Below are 19,609 nucleotides of genomic sequence, written 5' to 3'. Positions count from 1 at the left end.
TCGATGTTAAAAATTTTTAATACACTGACGCGCCAAAAAGAAGAGTTTAAACCTATTCATGCCGGGGAAGTTGGCATGTACGTGTGTGGTATCACCGTTTACGATCTCTGTCACATCGGTCACGGCCGGACTTTTGTCTCTTTTGACGTGGTAGCCCGCTACCTGCGCTTTCTCGGCTATAAGCTGAAGTATGTACGCAACATCACCGATATTGACGACAAAATCATTAAGCGTGCTAATGAGAACGGCGAAAACTTCGTGGCGCTGGTCGATCGCATGATTGGCGAAATGCACAAAGATTTTGATGCGCTGAATATTTTGCGCCCGGACCTCGAGCCGCGCGCGACGCACCATATTCCGGAAATTATTGAAATCACCGAACAGCTGATCGCCCGCGATCACGCCTACGTGGCGGACAACGGCGACGTGATGTTCTCGGTTCCGACCGATCCGAACTACGGCCAGCTGTCGCGCCAGGATCTGGAGCAGCTGCAGGCCGGCGCTCGCGTTGACGTGGTTGACGTTAAGCGCAACCCGATGGACTTCGTGCTGTGGAAGATGTCGAAAGAGGGCGAGCCGAGCTGGCCGTCGCCGTGGGGCGCCGGGCGTCCGGGCTGGCACATCGAATGTTCGGCGATGAACTGCAAGCAGCTGGGCAACCATTTTGATATTCACGGCGGCGGTTCGGATCTGATGTTCCCGCATCACGAAAACGAAATCGCGCAGTCCACCTGTGCGCACGACGGCGAATACGTGAACTACTGGATGCACTCCGGCATGGTAATGATTGACCGCGAAAAGATGTCGAAGTCGCTGGGCAACTTCTTTACCGTGCGCGACGTGCTGAAGTACTACGATGCCGAAACCATCCGCTACTTCCTGATGTCCGGCCACTATCGTAGCCAGCTGAACTACAGCGAAGAGAACCTGAAGCAGGCGCGTTCTGCGCTGGAGCGTCTGTACACCGCGCTGCGCGGTACCGACGGCGGCGTAGCTCCTGCCGGCGGCGAGGCGTTTGAAGCGCGCTTTGTGGAAGCGATGGACGACGACTTCAACACTCCGGAAGCCTATTCGGTGCTGTTCGATATGGCGCGCGAAGTGAACCGGCTGAAAACCGAAGACGCGCAGGCGGCAAGCGCGCTGGCGGCGCATATGCGCAAGCTCTCCGGCGTGCTGGGCCTGCTGGAGCAGGAGCCGGACGCGTTCCTGCAGAGCGGGGCGCAGGCTGACGACGGCGAAGTGGCAGAAATTGAATCCCTGATCCAGCAGCGTCTCGACGCGCGTAAAGCCAGGGACTGGGCCGCTGCGGACGCCGCGCGTGACCGTCTCAACGAAATGGGCATCGTGCTGGAAGATGGCGCTCAGGGCACCACCTGGCGTCGCAAGTAGCCTCAAGCCTGATCCCCGGGCGAGACGCCTGGGGCAGCGAAGCCTTTAGCGAAATAAAAATGCCGGACCTTAAGGGCCCGGCATTTTTTTATTCAGCGACGGCGGTCAGGCGGTCACGGTGATGCTCTGACCTGCAAAGCTGACCGTCTGGCCGGCAACGATCTTACAGCGCTTGCGGGTTTCAACCGCGCCATCAACTTTCACCAGACCGTCGGCAATCACGATTTTTGCCTGCGCGCCGCTTTCGCTCCAGCCTTCGAGCTTCAGCAGATCGCACAGCTCAACGTGCGGGTGTTTACCCAGAGAAAAAGTCGCCATCTTAGGCCTCCTGAATGTCGTGATACTCTTCGCACGCCTGCAGCGTGTTCTGAATGAGGGTGGCTACGGTCATCGGGCCGACGCCGCCGGGAACCGGCGTGATGTATGACGCGCGCGCGGCGGCATCTTCATAGACCACGTCGCCAACCACTTTGCCGCTTTCCAGGCGGTTAATGCCGACATCGACCACAATCGCGCCTTCTTTAATCCATTCGCCCGGAATAAAGCCCGGCTTACCAACCGCGACGATCAGCAGATCGGCATTTTCGACGTGCTGACGCAGGTTTTTGGTGAAGCGGTGGGTCACGGTGGTGGTGCAGCCAGCCAGCAGCAGCTCCATGCTCATCGGACGGCCGACGATGTTAGAGGCGCCGATTACCACGGCGTTCAGGCCGTAGGTGTCGATGTTGTAACGCTCAAGCAGCGTCACGATACCGCGCGGCGTACACGGGCGCAGGCGCGGAGCGCGCTGGCACAGGCGGCCGACGTTGTAGGGATGGAAGCCATCGACGTCTTTGTCCGGCGCGATGCGTTCCAGCACTTTCACATTATCGATCCCGGCAGGCAGCGGCAGCTGCACCAGGATACCGTCGATAGCCGAATCGGCATTCAGCGTGTCGATAAGCTCCAGCAGCTCCGCTTCGCTGGTGGTTTCCGGGAGATCGTATGAGCGGGAGATGAACCCCACCTCTTCACACGCCTTGCGCTTGCTGCCGACATAAATCTGCGATGCCGGGTTGCTGCCAACCAGCACGACGGCTAACCCTGGGGCGCGTTTTCCGGCCGCTGTGCGCGCCTTCACTTTTTCCGCGACTTCAGAGCGCACCTGCTGCGCAATCGTTTTACCGTCAATAATTTTTGCTGCCATCAGAGAGAGGATTCCATCTGTATCTTAACGAAAGGGGGTTGCTGATATTTTGTCAGAAGCCAGCCTCTCTGTCAGTCCTCGTTTGATTTTTTATCGCTTTTCGGCGCGCGGAGGGGCGATAAGTCCCGCCGTTGCGGCGCGATTAAGATGCATAGCCGGCGAACCGGCGGGCATTTAAGCCGATGTTATGCGGGGAAATGACGACGCGGATTGGATAATCCTTATGCGTCGCCTGGTGCATAAGTAGGCAAGTGGGCCGTAGAAAACAGTTTGATGGCAAAATGCATTGACTCATCAGGCATGCACCGTATAATTCCCGGCGATTGCACATCATGAAGCTCCCGCTTCTCAGTGCGCCCTTAGCTCAGTTGGATAGAGCAACGGCCTTCTAAGCCGTAGGTCACAGGTTCGAGCCCTGTAGGGCGTACCATTTCAGTACGATTTAAAAGTCAGCAACGGTTAATTGTGACGTATCTTTCAATATACCTCTTGCCAGAGCAAGCTTACGATTAAGAAACTTGTCCAGCGTCTCTTCAAAAGTCATAACTCACTATCATGGCCCATAGGGTAGCCGGTAATAAAATAAGCATATTCTTATAATCGAATGTATAGAGTGTTATACACATCGCAAGAGTATTGATTCTGCGCATATCTAATAAATTTAAATACCTTGATATGGGGCATTCATAAAATTTATGATTAAAGTCCATCGTTTACGTTATTTTATTTTTATTCGGAATCTGAGTGCAGCCCACTTATCATAATATCGTCATGTTTACAGCGGGTTCGCATAGCAGCCGTATCCAGCACAGTGAGCACGGGCGAGCCTGGATGATATCGATTTTGAAATGCCACTGCTCCACTGCGATGAAATTAACGTTGGCTACCTTTTGAAACTGTTGGCAGGTATTCAGGTAATACCGCCGAAAGAGCTGCTGGAGTAGAAGAAAAAATCATGGATATCGTTGACAGCAATATCACGATGCGCAGAAAAGTGAGCTGATTGAAAACTTTATTGAAGAAAATCTGCTACACGTCACCAATGATTAAGCTGTCACTCAGACATTTGAAACCTATGTTGAGCGCGAAAAAAGTAGAGCCATTTCAGTACGATGTGAAAAAGAACGACTGGATGCCATTAAGCTCACAGGACTACAGGAAAATTGCATTTTCACCGATGTATTCACGCGAAAAGATCGGGTAGCCGAAATCCTCACCAGGCAACCTAAAATTCTGGAACGTAAAACGGTCCGCACACGTGACTATGAGCGAGTACGTGGCATGATTGATACATTTTTTGATGGAATGCGCGGGTTTTAATAGTTTCAGACAATGAATACTGCAGAGGGATTTTCATGAACGAGATAGATATCCAGGGGGATGAGACTCTGGTTACACTGTTGCTGAACGCGGATAAGGGTGATATTGATCTGCTGATCGATTACATCACCAACTCTGGCAAGTTTGGTTTTTCAATATCAGACAGCGTTAAAACCGTATTGCAGGACGCCAAGCGCCACGATGTGCCCGATGAAGAAACTCTGCGCCTGCTGGTGCGGGAGTTGCAGCATTTTGGTGGCAATACGTTCGTGAATCTGTTTCGTCGCAACGGTGTCGGTTATAGCGAAATTGTGGATGACGTTGCCAGCCATCTGAAGATTAAAGCCCCAACCTCTACTACTGTAGAAGAAAAAGAAGCGCTGATCATTGACTGTGTCTTTACCTCATCATGGAAAAAAATGTCGGATGATGAACGCAGCCAGATTCTGCATGATATGGGCATAAGCCCATCAGCCAGAATGGATATGCCTGTCTGGCAGAAAGCAGCATTAGTTGCCAATGGCCTTGCCCAAACTACAGCAGGCAAAGCCCTGCCATTAATTGCAGGGCTCGGGATCGGGCGTGTTTTAGGAGTTCTGACGGGGCCGGTTGGTCTGGCTATTACCGGTCTGTATACAGCCTATGATATCTCGAACCCAGCATTTCGAGTAACCCTGCCCTGCGTGGTGCAGATTGCCTGGATTCGTTCAAAAAATTCCCGCTTGTTTCGACTTACCGCTCAACCATCACCAGTCACGATGCCTGCTCTCACATACGATCAACGCTGGGGTTTTGGGCAGGATATTAACCAACCTGCTCTTACGGTTTCGACAATTCCACCTTCGGAACTTATTAGCACGGACGGGATGCGGGAACAGGATATTACAGGTATTTCACACCTGAGTCCGCTGTTGCAAACGTTGCCCTCACTGGCTACCTCTGCACACATTGCCAAGCATCAATATATGGAGGTCGTTATTAATGGCTCTTTGGCGAGTGTAAAAGATGGCCCTGGTTTTCGTGGATTCAGCCTGGGAGAAAAAGGTATTAAGGAACATGCCGTTCTGCTTAATCCTGACAAACTCAATCAACTTGTTAATGCCGGTATGTTGTTGAATGTTGCTTCTGCTGTGTTGGCGCAAAAACATCTGGCAGATATCAGCAAGAAATTAACGGAAATTGTTGACGCGGTGCGTGAGATTTCTGCGTTCCAGAACAGTGCACGTAAGTCAGAGATCATTGGAGCCATACACTATCTGCAACAAATTACGCCCACGGTGCTGGAGGGACAATGCTCACCCGCAATACGCCAAAAACTGGAGGATATTGAAGTCCAGTTTTCCGCCCTGCAGGAGCACTTACTGACTGATATTACTGCTGCTGGCGACAAAGTGTCAGCGCTTAAAGACCGTGGACTCTTTGGCAGTACAGAAATTACGAACAAGATCCAAACCCAACAAAAGATCCTTGATGAGCGAATCCATGAATGGGGACTGGCAATGAAGGTTCGTGCACAAGCATTGCATCTTCTGACTCATGCCGAAGGTGACACAACACTCGTCAAGCACCGCCATCAAACTATTGTTCATAACTATCAGCAGTTCGCAAGCGTTATTGACAAAGTTGAGCGTCAGTTTCACCAGCGGATACAAGGTATTAGCGCATTGACGGAACAGAGCAATACGACCAATGCCAATAAAGTATTACTGCGGAAATGGGCGACAACAACGTTAATGCAGCAAAAGATGGCTATTGAAGAAGCTCATTTGTCGTTCGGGCAATTCCAACAAGGATTGTTGACTGAGCAACCGCAATCTGCGCGGTTACTGGTAGAAATGCAGGATGGGAAACCGGTGAAGTGTTTTGAATTGACCCCGATTTAAAATGCTTTTATAACAGGCTTGGGGAAACTAATGAAACATATAAATTATTGTTTGAGCGTCTCACTCGGCTAAGGTTTCGGATGTTACTGAACGATACGTTATAAATAACTCTCTCTACTATCGTGGCTTGTTGCTTAACATCGCTGATACTCTAATGGAGCACCCAACTAACGGGTGTTCCTGACGAAATCTTATGAAATTCGCCATCAATATCGCTCAATATAGAAAAGAGCAAGGCGCCATCAGCGATCAATGAATAGTTCTGCGAAAGAACCTGTCCGTTCTTTAGTGTTTTTCCAGTACCAATATTCCGATTCATTTGGTCATAATCCACAGTTATATTCGTGTATCCTGAGAGCCCAGTACTACCCGTCCAGATATATGTCATGTCTTCGCACCAAACCTGGTTTGACTCCGTTACCGCGAATTGCTGCACAAGGTGATTTAGGATAGCGATATGTTCATGACCATCGCATTTATATCAATGAGTGGGTTGCTGACAGCTTACTAGGTCTGGCTTTTTCATCAATCTGTCAACAAGTCATCGTTCTATCCGCAAGCCTCTCGAAGTTGGCATGGTTGCAATGCTTTTGCGCCAGTGGAGCCATGGTTAATGTTATGCAGTCCCAGAGCCTGACTTTGTAATACAATCCGCTTGTCGTCTGGTTTTACGGGACGGTTTTTCAATATTTTAGTTTCCATTTCAATGGTTTGATGTTTCTTATTTAACTCACGTACTTCAATTTTTTCGAGGTAATTGGTGTGGTTTTAGGTGTCTTTCCCTTACACTCAGCACACAGCTGTTTATACCCATTATGCCATTGTAGAAAGTCTAACATTCATAACACTTTCCGCTTCAGCAAAGGCGTAATTTTGATCGACAACAAGCTGAGCGGATTAGCGTTTGAACTCTGTGTGAATTATTTTTCATTATGGCAGCTATAATGTTCTGAGGTGAGCATATCACCTATGTTTAGGTGGCCAAATTCAGCGTAGCATTACAATAAGCGAGGGTACTATTGGTGGTAGGTATTTCGCAGAAAATTTCCGAACACCTCTTAATATTTATGTGTTTTTTATCCTTAGTTACGAAATGGATGTGTCGCTACTACCCTTTTGGCTCTACACACAAGCAAAATCAATAAGGAATTACACAGATGGCTAATTTCAAAGCTGGTGATAGAGTGGTCCATGCCTCGGGGTCTGGGCCCGAAATGATAGTTCTAAGGGCTTTCGATGGATTTGAAGGCTCCGAGATTCAAACACCTATGTGTGAGTGCGAATACTGGAGTGAGGGGCAAGGAAAGTTTATTCGCGAACGTTTTCCTCAAACTTCCTTAAAACTTGTGTCAGTGCCCGACGGCACTTGTTAATAGTTTTGAGTAAAAGCGCCCTTACAGGCGCTTTTTATTGCGAAAGAAATCAAGGGTTTTCGGCCTTCTAAGCCGTAGGTTACAGGTTCGAGCCCTGTAGGGCGTACCATTTAAAATCAATAGCTTACGTCAATTCTAATCCAGCCTGATTTTCTCCTTGTGTCGTATTTGTGTCGTTAGCGCCCAAAATGACGTCAATTTTCCGTGCGTGTTCGGTCAAATAGTTCGCTGCCAGGTGAGCATAACGGCGAATCATCTCGATGCTCTCCCATTTCCCCATTTCCTGTAGAACAGAAAGCGGGACGCCGGACTGAATTAACCCGCTTGCCCAGATGTGCCGGAGGCCATGAAAGCGGAAATCTTCGCTCCCGGACTTCCTCAGGCCTGAACGTCAGGCATGATTATCATCAACCCGCCTGTTTCTTAGCGCGGGCGTCAACGTTGCATCCGGCCGATATTTTGCCGTGGTGTGAACGAATACCCACCTGAAATACTTCCCTATCCGATCCCTTAATACTCTGCATATCGATCTGCTGCCACTCAAGCCCGATTATGTTTGAGCGGCGGTCATCTGCCTGGAATATATTTTCGACATTTTATATAAGTGGCTGTCCGCAGATATATTGATTCTGCGCCTGCTCATTTGAGTTCTCTGATATATATAGCTTCAGATTTGCTATCGCCATAATCTGATTTGCTTGAATAAAGCCACAATAAAAATCTGAAAATTACCGCATTCCTGTTTTTACTGTTTTAATCCCCCCGGGGCTGAGTGTAAGGTAGCCAAAGGTGTAAATAAAAGTCATTAAATACATTCATGGCGTAAATAATAAAAATATACAGGATCAGGGATGAAAGCTTTATATCCGGCGTGGGTATTACTGGCACTCAGTCAGCCCGTTTTGGCAGCCCCATTGTCACCAGCCGATCGCAGCAGCATTGAACAACAGCAGCAGCAATTACTCCTTCACAACCAGCAGCAGCGCGAGTCTCTGGAGCGTGCTGTACCCCTGATCCGCCCCTCTCAACCGGAGCGGCCTGGGCTGACATCCGGGCCTTGTTTCACTATCAACCGCATTGTGCTTGATGGCGCCACCCTTATTGATGCCCGCAAGCAGCGGAATTTACTTGCGCCCTGGCAGGGCCAGTGCCTGGATATGGCGCGAATTAATAAACTCACTAATAGCGTTTCCGACTGGTACATCCGCAGAGGATATATCACCAGCCGCGCTTTCCTCACCGAACAGGATTTACGTTCAGGGGAATTACGCTTAGGTATTCTGGAAGGAAAGCTTGAGAAAATCCGCATAGACGGCGCGCCAGAGCGCGAACTGAACATGGTATTCCCGGGCCTTGAAGGAAAAATACTTAATCTGCGCGATATTGAACAAGGCATGGAGCAGATTAACCGCACGCGCACCACGCCGGTACAAATTGAAATATTACCGGGCACGCAGCAGGGCTGGTCGGTAGTGCATCTTACCGCCACGCCGGAATTTCCCCTTTCGGCCTCCGCGAGCTTCGATAACAGCGGACAAAAAAATACGGGCGTCGGGCAGATTAACGGCGGGCTGAACGGCAACAATTTACTGGGTCTGGCCGACAGCTGGTTCGTCAGCGGCGGGCGCAGCAGCGCGTTTTCGCATGCAAAAGATGCGCAGAATTTTGCGGCGGGCGTCAGCGTGCCCTGGGGCTACAGCCTGCTGGACTACAGCTACAGCTGGAACAACTATCTCAGCACCATCGATAACAACGGCTACTTCTGGCGCTCGAGCGGCGATACCGAAACGCACCGCGTCAATCTGTCGCACGTGCTGTTCCGCAACGGCGATATCAAAACGGGCGTCTCCCTGGGCTTAAGCCATCGCATCAACCGCAACTATCTCGACGATGTCCTGCTGCAAAGCAGCAGCCGTAAGCTCACCAGCCTGCTGTTTGGCCTGAATCACACCCAGAAAATGTTCGGTGGCGTAGCGACGTTTAACCCGACCTTCAGTCGCGGCATGCCGTGGCTCGGTGCTGAAAGCGACGGCAGCAAAAACGGTGATTTACCGAAAGCGCAGTTCCGCAAATGGAGCCTGAACGCCAGCTTCCAGCGTCCGGTGGCTGACAATCTGTGGTGGCTGGCGAGCGCCTATGGGCAATGGTCGCCGGACCGCCTCTACGGCAGCGAACGCATGACCATCGGCGGCGAAAGCTCGGTGCGCGGGTTTAAAGAGCAAACCATTTCCGGCGACAACGGCGCCTGGTGGCGAAACGAGCTCAACCACACCCTGTTCACGCTGCCGGTCATCGGCCAGGTCAGCGCGCTGGCGGCCCTCGACGGCGGCTGGCTGCACTCCGACAGGCTGGATCGCCATTCCGCTGGCACCCTCTGGGGCACGGCCGCCGGGCTCAGCACCGCCAATGGTCACGTTTCCAGCTCGTTCACCGTTGGACTGCCTCTCGTTTACCCGGACTGGCTTGGCCCGGATCACGTCACTGTTTATTACCGCGTTGCCGTCGCATTTTAAGGGATTATTGTCATGAATCAGCAGCCTCCCGTTCGCTTAACTTACCGCCTGCTCAGCTATCTGATGAGTGCCCTGCTCGCGACGCAGCCCTTGCTGCCTGCCGTTGCCGCTACGCTGACGCCAGTGGGTAATACCGCCATGGATAAAGCGGCAAACGGCGTGCCGGTGGTGAACATTGCCACCCCGAACGGGGCCGGGATTTCGCACAACCAGTTTAAAGATTACAACGTTGGCAAAGAGGGGCTGATCCTCAATAACGCCACGGGCAAGCTTAATCAGACGCAGCTTGGCGGGCTGATTAGCGGCAACGCCAGGCTGAAAGCGGGTAAGGAAGCGAAGGGCATCATCAACGAAGTGACCGGCGGTAACCGTTCACAGCTTCAGGGCTACACGGAAGTGGCGGGCCAAGCGGCGAACGTGATGGTCGCCAACCCGTACGGCATCACCTGTAACGGCTGCGGGTTTATCAACACCCCGCAAGCCACCCTGACCACGGGCAAACCCGTCTTTGACGCCAGCGGCAATTTACAGACGCTGGACGTGAAAAAAGGCAGCATCACCATCGAAGGGCAAGGGATTGATGCCAGCAGCAGCGATGCGCTGTCGATCATTTCACGCGCAACCGAAGTGAACGCCGCCATTCATGCGAAGGATTTAAAGGTGGTTGCCGGGGCCAACCGCGTTGGCACCGACGGCAGCGTGCAGGCGCAGCAGGGCGAAGGCAGCGCTCCCACGGTAGCGGTGGATACCGGTGCGCTCGGCGGGATGTACGCCAACCGCATTCATCTGGTGTCCAGCGAGAAAGGCGTCGGGGTTAACCTCGGCGACCTGAATGCCCGCCAGGGAGACATCACCCTGGATGCCGGTGGCAAACTCACCGTTCACAACAGCCTCGCCAGCGGGGCGCTGTCCGCTAAGGGTGAAAGCCTCACCCTGACGGGCGACCACAAATCCGGCGGCAGTATGTCGCTGAACAGCCAGGGCGACATTGCCCTGAGCAACGGCTCGCTGAACAGCGACGGCGACCTGGTACTGAACGCCAACGGCACGATTTCGCACGCCAGTGAAAAGCTGACCGCCGGACGCGATGCGACGTTGACCGCGAAAAACATCAGTCAGGATGCTTCCAGCCAGATTAACGCTGCCCGCGATATCGCGGCTAAAGCCAGCGATACGCTGACAACACAAGGGCAGATGACCGCCGGGCAAAACCTGACGGTGAGCAGTAACACCCTGACGCAGGGCGGCAAGCTGCTGGCGCATAACCGCGCTCAGCTGAATGCCGACACGCTCAATAACAGCGGCTCCGTTCAGGGCGCTTCCCTGAGCGTGGGCAGCGCCACGCTCAGCAACTCGGGATCCCTGCTGAGCGGCGGTAACCTGACGGTTAATACCACCGATTTTACCCAAAGCGGCAGCACCGGCGCGAAGGGCAAAGCGAGCATCACCGCCAGCGGGAAGCTGACCAATACCGGCGCTCTGGTGAGCGACGATGCGCTGGCGCTGAAGGCGCAGGATGTGACGCAGAACGGCGTGCTGTCCGGCGGCAAAGGGCTGACGGTCAACGCGCAGACCCTGACCTCCGGCAAAAATTCGGTGACCCACAGCGACGCCGCCATGACGCTGAATACCGCCACGGCGACGCTCGACGGGGAAACCAGCGCGGGCGGCGATCTAGAGCTTCAGGGCGACAGGCTCACCACGGCGGCGAGTGCCCAGCTCCAGAGTGGCAATAATCTCAGCCTCAGCGCGCGGGAAGCAGCGCTTGCGGGTACGCAGGCGGCACAAAAAACCATGACGGTTAACGCCCGCGAAAAACTCACCCACAGCGGCAAAAGCAGCGCGGCATCACTCAGCCTTAGTGCGCCAGAACTGACCAACAGCGGCGTGCTCGTGGCTTCCACCCTGAACACTCAGTCGCAAACTCTCACCAACAGCGGCCTGATGCAGGGCGACAGCGCCTTGCTGATTGGCACACAAAAGCTGGACAACCAGCAGAACGGCACCCTCTACAGCGCCGCAAATCTGACGCTGGCTATTCCGGATATCCGCAACAGCGGGCTTATCACCAGCGATAACGGTTTAACGCTAAGCGCTGACTCCCTCAGCAATCCAGGCAAAATCATTGCTGACACGCTGAACGTCAAAGCGACCGCGCTGAGCGGCGACGGCCTGTTGCAGGGAACCGGGGCGCTGACCCTTGCCGGGGATACGCTGTCGCAGGGCGCCAACGGGCGCTGGCTGACGGCGGGCGATCTCGCCCTCAACGGCAAAACGCTGAATACCGCCGGGACCACGCAGGGGCAGAACCTCACCGCTCAGGCGGATAGCTGGACGAACAATGGCTCGGTGCTGGCAACCGGCAATCTTAACGCTACGCTGGGCGCCTCTCTGCTCAACAATGGCGACCTGATGAGCCAGGGCAATTTCGGGCTGAACGCGCCCGCGCTGAGTAACCACGGCAGCATTCTCTCGTCAGGCGAAATGTCGCTCGCCGGAACAACCTTCACCAGCGACGGCACGCTTCAGGGCTACACGCTGTCGCTGCGTCACAACAGCATCGACAACAGAGGATCGGTCACTGGCCTGAACGGCCTGGCCCTGAACAGTACGGGTCGGCTTACCAACAGCGGCGATCTGCTGAGCCAGAAATCGCTGACGCTGAGCGCAGGAGACGTGAGCAACAGCGGCCGGCTTCAGGGGCAGAACATCGCCCTGGACGGCAGCAGCCTGACCAACAGCGGCGCTATTCAGAGCGCGCTGGATTTAGCCCTGACCCTGAGCGGCGACGTTATCGCCGCCACCGGCAGCAAAATCACCGCCCTGGGCGACGCCCGGCTGACCGGCAAAGCGCTGAGCAACCAGGGATTAATCAGTGCGAAAACGCTGGAGGTGAAAGGCGATTCGCTCAGCAACGGCGGCGAAATCAGCGGCGTCAACGGCCTGAACGTGACGCTCAGCGGTAACCTGCAACAGCAGGGCAAAATGCTGACCGGCGGGCTGCTTAACGTCAACGCGAAAGACGTCAGCAACAGCGGGCAGCTTCAGGGCGCGGATAGCCAAATCAGCGCCAGCTCGCTCACCAACAGCGGACGCGTGCAGGGCGACAGCGGCCTGACGCTTATCCTGCTTAATGCGCTGACCAACCAGGCCAGCGGCGTGCTGCTCAGCCAGAATGCGTTAAGCCTCACCGCGCCCGTGCTGACCAACGACGGCACCCTTCAGGGCAACGGCAAAACTACGCTCAGCGCGGCAACGCAGGCCCGCAACGGCGGCAAAATTCTCTCCGGTGGCGATCTGAGCTTCACCACGCCGGACTACAGCGGCAGCGGCTGGCTGCAGGCCACTAACCTGATGCTGAACGTGGCGAAGCTTGCCAGTAATGGCACCGTGATGGCGGCGAACCACGCGACGCTCACAGGTAACAGTTTGACCAACGGCGGCACCTTCCAGGCCGCATGGCTGAACGTCAACACGCAGACCATCACCAACAGCGGCACGCTGCTCGGCAATCAGGGTTTGACGTTCAAAGGGAGCAGCCTCAACAGCGCGGGCGGGAAGGTGTTCAGCGGCGGCGATGTGCTTGCCGAAATGGTCTCGCTCAGCGGCGCAGGCCAACTGGTGGCGCTCGGCAACCTGACGCTGAAGCTCACCAACGGCTTGACCACCCAGGGCGTTATCGCCGCGAACAAGCAGCTCTCCATCAGCAGCCAGGGCGATATCACCAACGGAGCCACATTGCAGGGCAACGGCATCACGCTGAACGCTGCGGGCAAGCTGACCAACAACGGCCAGCTGTCCGCAGGCAGCGGCGCCACGGCATTGAGCGGCAGCCAGATTACGATGAACGCCAGCGGCAGCCTGCAGGCAGGCGGCGACGTCAGCCTGACCAGCCGGGGCAATATCACTCTCGACGGCTTTACCGGCACGGCGGGCAGCCTGGCGTTAACGGCGGTCGGGTCGATCGTTAACACCGCCCTGCTGTATGCGGGCAACAACCTCTCGCTGTTTGCCAACAGCATCCAGAACCTGCACGGCGATATGCTGGCGGGCAATAACCTGGTGATGCAGAAAGACGCCAGCGGCACGGCGAACGCCGAGGTGATCAATACCTCCGGCAATATCGAAACCACCCGCGGCGATATCACCATTAAGACCGGGAGGCTTGAAAATTCATATCAACAAATCGAGTTTACCCACTCAAAAAATGATTATCGTGACCAGATACCTGACCTGGATGGCAACTCGATAAAAGTCTGGGCAAACGAAGAGTGGCACCCGGATTATGAGGTGCTGGTGGGCGGTGGGAATTCGGGGCCTGCGCCAAAACTTTATGTCTATATTGATGAAACAACCCGCACAAAGCGTTATCTGATTGAGAGTAACACTGAGAAGGCTATTGCTACAGGCAATGCATCACGGATCATGTCTGCTGGCAAGATAAATATTGAGGCTGATTATCTTTTTAATAATGCATCTTTCATATTAGCGAACGGTGATATCAATCTTCGTGGGAATGTTTTCGAAAATAAGTCATATCAAAATAAAGTTTATGAGATCTGGCAGATATATGAATTTGACTCGGCTGGATTTAATTCAAACTGGGTACCGAAACCAGAGGATATATGGTTCCTGTATACTCTTTCAGATAACGAAGTTAATGAGGTTCAGGGCGAGACTTACAGAGCTGTCATCCAGGCGGGCGGCACGGTTAAGGCCATCTTCACCAGCGATATCAGTAACACCAATACAACCGCTAACGCCGGGCAAATCAGTAACACCATCGTCGCCCCGAACCTGAATACGCCTTCAGCGCAAAGCATCGGCGGCGGCGCAAGCCAGCAGGCGCTTGCAGACGCCGGAACCCAGACCATTACCGCTCCGGACTGGAAAGACAGTACCGCCAGCCAGGCAATTAGCGGCGGCTCGGGGCTGGCGCCAGGCGGTATGGACGGCAACTATCCTCTGCCTTCCGGCAATAACGGCTACTTCGTGCCGTCCACCGATCCGGACAGCCCGTATCTGATCACCGTTAACCCAAAACTCGATGGCCTCGGCCAGCTCGATCCGTCGCTGTTTGGCGATCTGTATAAGCTGCTCGGCATGAACCCTGGCGCAGCGCCACGCGAGACGGGTAGCCAGTACACCGATATGAATCAGTTCCTCGGTTCGTCGTATATGCTGGGCCGCCTCAGCCTGAATCCGGACAAAGACTACCGCTTCCTCGGCGATGCGGCGTTTGATACGCGCTACGTGTCGAACACCGTGCTGAACCAGACCGGGACGCGCTACATCAACGGCCTCGGCTCCGATCTCGACCAGATGCGTTACCTGATGGACAACGCCGCCGATGCGCAAAGTTCGCTTGGCCTGAAGTTTGGCGTCGCGCTGACCGCCGATCAGGTGGCGGCGCTCGACCACAGTATCCTGTGGTATGAAAGTGCCACCATTAACGGCCAGACCGTGATGGTGCCGAAAGTGTACCTGTCGCCAAAAGACGTGACGATGCAGAGCGGCAGCGTGATTAGCGGCAACAACGTGCAGCTGGCGGGCGGCAACGTCACCAACAGCGGCAACGTCACCAACAGCGGCAGCTCGCTGTTGGCGCAGAACGGGCTTGCCATCGACATCAGCAACAGCCTCAGCAACCTCAACGCCGGGCTTATCAAGGCGAGCGGCGCGCTGGACCTGAGCGCGCTGGGCGACATCAACAACATCGGCTCGTCCATCAGCGGCAAAACCGTCCAGCTGGAAAGCACGGGCGGTAGCATTAACAACATCACCCAAACGCAGCAGTGGAGCGTGGGCGACGACAGCCGTCGTGGAAACGTCCACGTCAGCGGCACCGACGTCGGACAAACCGCCTCCATCAGTGCCAGCGATGGCCTTTACATGGATGCGGCAAAAGACATCAACATCACCGGGGCGAAGGTGAGCGCGGGCGGCGACCTCGCGATGGGCGCAGGCAACAACATCAATATCGCCGCCAACCAGATAACCGACAGCAGCAGCCGGTCAGGTTTCCGGGGTCAAAAAGACACCGGTTCGTCATCCACTTCAAACCAGGGCAGCAGCATCACGGCGGGCGGCAACGCGGTGATGCAGGCGGGTAACGACCTGAACGTGACGGCGAGCGCCATCGACGCCGGGAAAACCGCGCAGCTGGTGGCTGACAATGACCTGAACCTGAACGCGGCGGGCAACGGACAAACCAGCCGCACGGGCGGCAGCGAAAGCCATCAGAGCAGCGCAGACAGAACCACCGTTTCAGCGGGCGACAACGTGACGCTGGTAGCCGGGCGGGACGTTACCAGCCAGGCGGCAGGCATCGCGGCGCAAGGGAATGTCGGTATCCAGGCCGGACGTGATGTGAACCTGCTGGCGGAAGAGTCCGTGACCGGCAGCAGCTCACACTCGAAAAAGAAAACCGTTATCGACGGATCCGTGCGCCAGCAGGGCACCGAAATTGCCAGCTCCGGCAACACCGCGATTATCGCCGGACGCGACGTGAACAGCGAAGCCGCGCAGGTGACCGCCAGCGGCGATATCGGCGTGGCGGCAGGCCGGGACGTGAACCTGACCACTGCGACGGAAAGCGACTATCACTACAAGGAAGAGACGAAGACCAAAAAAGGGTTCCTCAGCAAGAAAACGACCCACACCATCGCGGAAGACAGCGCGACCCGTGAAACAGGCACCCTGCTTTCCGGCGATAACGTGACCGTTCAGGCGGGCAACAACCTGCTGGTGAAAGGCTCCTCGGTGGTGGGCGATAACACCGTGGCGCTGGGCGCAGGTAACAACATCGATATCGTGGCGGCCACCAACACCGATTCCTCCTGGCGCTTTAAGGAAGAGAAGAAGAGCGGCCTGATGGGCACCGGCGGTATCGGCATCACCGTCGGCAGCAGCAAATCCACCCACGACCTGCGTGAAGCTGGCACCACGCAAAGCCAGAGCTTCAGCACCGTCGGTTCTACGGGCGGCAACGTGGTTATCGCTGCCGGCAACCAGGCGCACATTGGCGGCGCAGACCTGATTGCCGGGAAGGACATGAGCCTCAGCGGCAGCAGCGTCATTATCGACCCGGGCCACGACAAGCGCACCCGCGATGAAACCTTCGAGCAGAAAAAAAGCGGGCTGACGCTGGCGCTTTCGGGCACCGTCGGCAGCGCAATTAACAATGCCGTCACGTCGGCACAGGACACAAAAGAGGAGAGCGATGGTCGTCTGAAAGCATTGCAGGCGACTAAAACGGTCCTCTCTGGCGTTCAGGCTGGTCAGGCGGCGGACATGGCAAACCTCACGGCCGACCCGAACGCGATGAGCGTCAGCCTCTCGCTGACCACGCAGAAATCCAAATCGCAGCAGCATGCCGAAAGCGATGCGGTGGCGGGCAGCACCCTGAACGCGGGCAACAACCTTTCTATCACCGCAAACGGCAAAAAGGGTGAAGGCGATATCGTGATTGCCGGAAGCCAGCTGAAGGCAGGCGGCGACACGCTGCTGGACGCGAAGAACGACGTCATTCTCAGCGGCGCGGCCAACACCCAACAATCCAGCGGCAAGAACAGCAGCAGCGGCGGCGGTGTCGGCGTAAGTATTGGTGCAGGTAAAGGGGCCGGTATCAGCGTGTTTGCCAACGTCAACGCGGCAAAAGGCAAGGACAAAGGCAACGGTGCCGACTGGACTGAAACCACGATAGACAGCGGCAATACCGTGACCATTAAGAGCGGGAACGACACCGTGCTCAATGGCGCGCAGGTTAACGGCAATAAAATTGTCGCCGATGTGGGCCACGACCTGCTGATGAGCAGCCAGCAGGACACCAACAAATACGACAGCAAGCAGAGCAGCGTGGCGGCGGGCGGCAGCTTCACCTTCGGCAGCATGACGGGCTCCGGCTATATCTCTGCCTCCCAGGACAAGATGAAGAGCCGCTTTGACTCGGTGGCCGAGCAGACCGGGATGTTCGCCGGTGATGGCGGCTTCGATATCACCGTTGGTAATCACACCCAGCTTGATGGTGCGGTTATCGCTTCCACGGCCACGGCGGATAAAAACAGCCTGGATACCGGGACGCTGGGCTTCACGGATATCCATAACGAAGCGGATTTCAAAACCCAGCACACCGGCATCAGCATCAGCGGCGCGGGCAGCTTCGGTGACCAGTTCAAGGGCAACATGCCGGGCGGGATGATTGCGGTGGCGGGCAACAAAGGCCATGCCGAAGGCACAACTCAGGCCGCTGTGGCTGATGGCACCATCACCATCCGCGACAAGGGCAATCAGAAACAGGATGTCGCTGATCTCAGCCGCGATACAGAGCACGCCAACGACAGCATCAGCCCGATCTTCGACAAAGAGAAAGAGCAGAACCGCCTGAAGGAAATCGGGATGATCAGCGATATCGGCGGCCAGGTGGCAGATATCGCCCGGACGCAGGGGGAGCTGAATGCGCTGAAGGCTGCGCAGGATAAATACGGGCCTCTTCCTGCGGATGCGACGGAAGAGCAGCGGCAGGCATATCTGGCGAAACTGCGTGACACGCCGGAATACAAAAAAGAGCAGGAAAAATATGGCACCGGTAGCGATATCCAGCGCGGCATCCAGGCTGCAACGGCAGCGCTTCAGGGCCTGGCGGGCGGCAATTTAGCGGGTGCACTGGCGGGGGCTTCGGCACCGGAGCTGGCAAACATCATCGGCCATCATGCGGGTATCGATGATAACGCGGCTGCAAAAGCTATCGCTCATGCCATTCTCGGTGGTGTAACGGCGGCACTTCAGGGTAACAGCGCCGCAGCCGGGGCGGCAGGTGCGGCGAGCGGGGAACTTATTGCAGGTGCCATCGCGAAAGCGCTGTATCCGGATGTGAAAGATCTGTCGACGCTGACAAAAGATCAGAAGCAAACTTTGAGCACGCTGGCGAGTATCTCGTCCGGTATGGCGGGTGGACTTGTAGGCGGGAATACCGCGGGTGTGGCTGCTGGAGCTTCGGCTGGGAAGAATGCTGTTGAAAACAACCTTGTGGCGGGTAGTGAGGATGCTCAGGCTACATGGATAAGGCAGCATGGTATTGATATGGCGAGTTGTTCCGATAATCCGTCAGGCGCCGCATGCCAGAAAGCGAAAAATGAAAGAGATGCTGTAGCAATGGCTCTTGCTACTGGTGGAACAGCTTCGCTTTCAGCGGAGGCCTTGGCTATGTGGGGGCTTGGTGCAGGAATGAATGCAGGAGTTCAGTATGCGGGAAGTGGAGAAATCAATCCTGTGAACTCTGTAGTAGCCGGCTGGGTGAATGTTGTTACGATGGGTAATGGCTGGAAAGGAACCGTTGCTTGGAATGCTGCTGGTGGTGCTCTCGCCAACCAGATAAATGGTGACAATCCACTCACAGGAGCCATAACTAATGGGGCTGGTGCTTGGATGGGATACGGTATTGGTAATTATGTCGTCAAGCCCGTTGTAAATACTGCGGGCAAGTGGGTCACGAATGGCTGGGATCCGAAGTTTAATCCTGATCTGTTGAAGTATGCGGAGATCAAAGGGCAAATGGGGATCTCAAAAGAGATGCAACCGAGCAGAATTCCAGGTGCGATGGGAGATGTCGGAGGTGGAGCTGTCTCTGAATTCGGTGGAACGGCTATCCAGAATAAATTAGATAAAATGGCAGAAAAAAAATGAAATGGCTGATGTTTTTGGTGATTGTGATCTGTGTCTCAATCATAGGGATTTTTGCCACACTGGCGTTGTTTTACTTTTCAATAGAGGTATTTTTCTATTTCTTTGGTGGAATTCCGATATCTCTGGATATTGAACAATTCAAGAAGATCCTAAAAATTAGTATAGCTGGGGGGAGTGTTTTTGGCGGTGGGGTGGTTTTGTTTAGGCTGTTTAAAGTTAAAGGTTTTTAGCTTCATGCTAACAGGAAAACACCCGCCCTAT

8 protein-coding genes, 2 tRNA genes and 3 pseudogenes are annotated in these 19,609 nt (G+C 54.9%); 9 read left to right on the top strand and 4 right to left on the bottom strand.

Annotated features, from left to right (window positions below; translation table 11 throughout):
- Positions 1–3 precede the first annotated feature (3 nt).
- Positions 4–1,389 carry a cysteine--tRNA ligase gene (gene cysS / locus HCK03_RS20255; protein WP_041144396.1) on the top strand — a complete coding sequence of 462 codons (1,386 nt, stop codon included), beginning with the start codon at positions 4–6 and terminating at the stop codon, positions 1,387–1,389.
- Between the two features lie 105 nt (positions 1,390–1,494).
- On the opposite strand, the gene ybcJ is transcribed toward cysS, so the two are convergent.
- Together ybcJ and folD are read right to left on the bottom strand one after the other, a co-directional pair.
- Positions 1,495–1,707: a ribosome-associated protein YbcJ gene (ybcJ, locus tag HCK03_RS20250; protein WP_041144397.1), complete on the bottom strand. Its 213-nt coding sequence runs from the start codon at positions 1,705–1,707 to the stop codon at positions 1,495–1,497.
- A 1-nt stretch (position 1,708) separates the two neighbouring features.
- A complete protein-coding gene (gene folD / locus HCK03_RS20245) occupies positions 1,709–2,575 on the bottom strand; it encodes a bifunctional methylenetetrahydrofolate dehydrogenase/methenyltetrahydrofolate cyclohydrolase FolD (protein WP_041144398.1) in 867 nt (288 codons plus the stop codon).
- Between the two features lie 353 nt (positions 2,576–2,928).
- On the opposite strand from folD, the gene HCK03_RS20240 reads away from it, so the two are divergent.
- From HCK03_RS20240 to HCK03_RS20230, 3 genes are all read left to right on the top strand, one after another.
- A tRNA-Arg gene (locus HCK03_RS20240) sits at positions 2,929–3,005 on the top strand.
- Between the two features lie 418 nt (positions 3,006–3,423).
- The gene (locus HCK03_RS26445; RefSeq protein WP_255313511.1) at positions 3,424–3,519 is read left to right on the top strand and encodes a hypothetical protein; all 96 of its coding nucleotides are present in this window, start codon (positions 3,424–3,426) and stop codon (positions 3,517–3,519) included.
- Between the two features lie 411 nt (positions 3,520–3,930).
- A complete protein-coding gene (locus tag HCK03_RS20230; protein ID WP_167692100.1) occupies positions 3,931–5,778 on the top strand; it encodes a hypothetical protein in 1,848 nt (615 codons plus the stop codon).
- A 367-nt stretch (positions 5,779–6,145) separates the two neighbouring features.
- Here the strand turns inward: HCK03_RS20230 and HCK03_RS26440 are convergent.
- Positions 6,146–6,675: pseudogene (locus HCK03_RS26440) on the bottom strand (IS3 family transposase); the annotation flags it as partial.
- Between the two features lie 491 nt (positions 6,676–7,166).
- On the opposite strand from HCK03_RS26440, the gene HCK03_RS20225 reads away from it, so the two are divergent.
- Positions 7,167–7,260: transfer RNA gene (locus HCK03_RS20225), tRNA-OTHER, on the top strand.
- Positions 7,261–7,275: 15 nt separating this feature from the next.
- On the opposite strand, the pseudogene HCK03_RS20220 reads toward HCK03_RS20225, so the two are convergent.
- Positions 7,276–7,717: pseudogene (locus HCK03_RS20220) on the bottom strand (tyrosine-type recombinase/integrase); the annotation flags it as partial.
- Between the two features lie 285 nt (positions 7,718–8,002).
- Between HCK03_RS20220 and HCK03_RS20215 the strand changes: the two are divergent.
- The 4 genes and pseudogenes from HCK03_RS20215 (at position 8,003) to HCK03_RS20205 (ending at position 19,578) form a co-directional block, all read left to right on the top strand.
- Positions 8,003–9,664, top strand: a complete 1,662-nt coding sequence (locus tag HCK03_RS20215) for a ShlB/FhaC/HecB family hemolysin secretion/activation protein (RefSeq protein ID WP_167692099.1) — start codon at positions 8,003–8,005, stop codon at positions 9,662–9,664.
- Positions 9,665–9,676: 12 nt separating this feature from the next.
- Positions 9,677–10,483 (top strand): annotated as a pseudogene (locus HCK03_RS26705) (filamentous hemagglutinin N-terminal domain-containing protein); the annotation flags it as partial.
- A gap of 975 nt (positions 10,484–11,458) precedes the next feature.
- Complete coding sequence (locus tag HCK03_RS20210) at positions 11,459–19,348, top strand: hemagglutinin repeat-containing protein (protein ID WP_456095404.1); 7,890 nt, start codon at positions 11,459–11,461, stop codon at positions 19,346–19,348.
- A complete protein-coding gene (locus HCK03_RS20205) occupies positions 19,345–19,578 on the top strand; it encodes a hypothetical protein (protein ID WP_167690988.1) in 234 nt (77 codons plus the stop codon). The genes HCK03_RS20210 and HCK03_RS20205 overlap by 4 nt, the downstream gene beginning before the upstream one ends.
- The last annotated feature ends 31 nt before the right edge of the window (positions 19,579–19,609 follow it).

This window comes from Klebsiella terrigena, from assembly GCF_012029655.1.
GTDB classification, from domain to species: Bacteria; Pseudomonadota; Gammaproteobacteria; order Enterobacterales; family Enterobacteriaceae; genus Klebsiella; species Klebsiella terrigena.
This window is presented reverse-complemented; position numbering and strand designations above follow the sequence as displayed.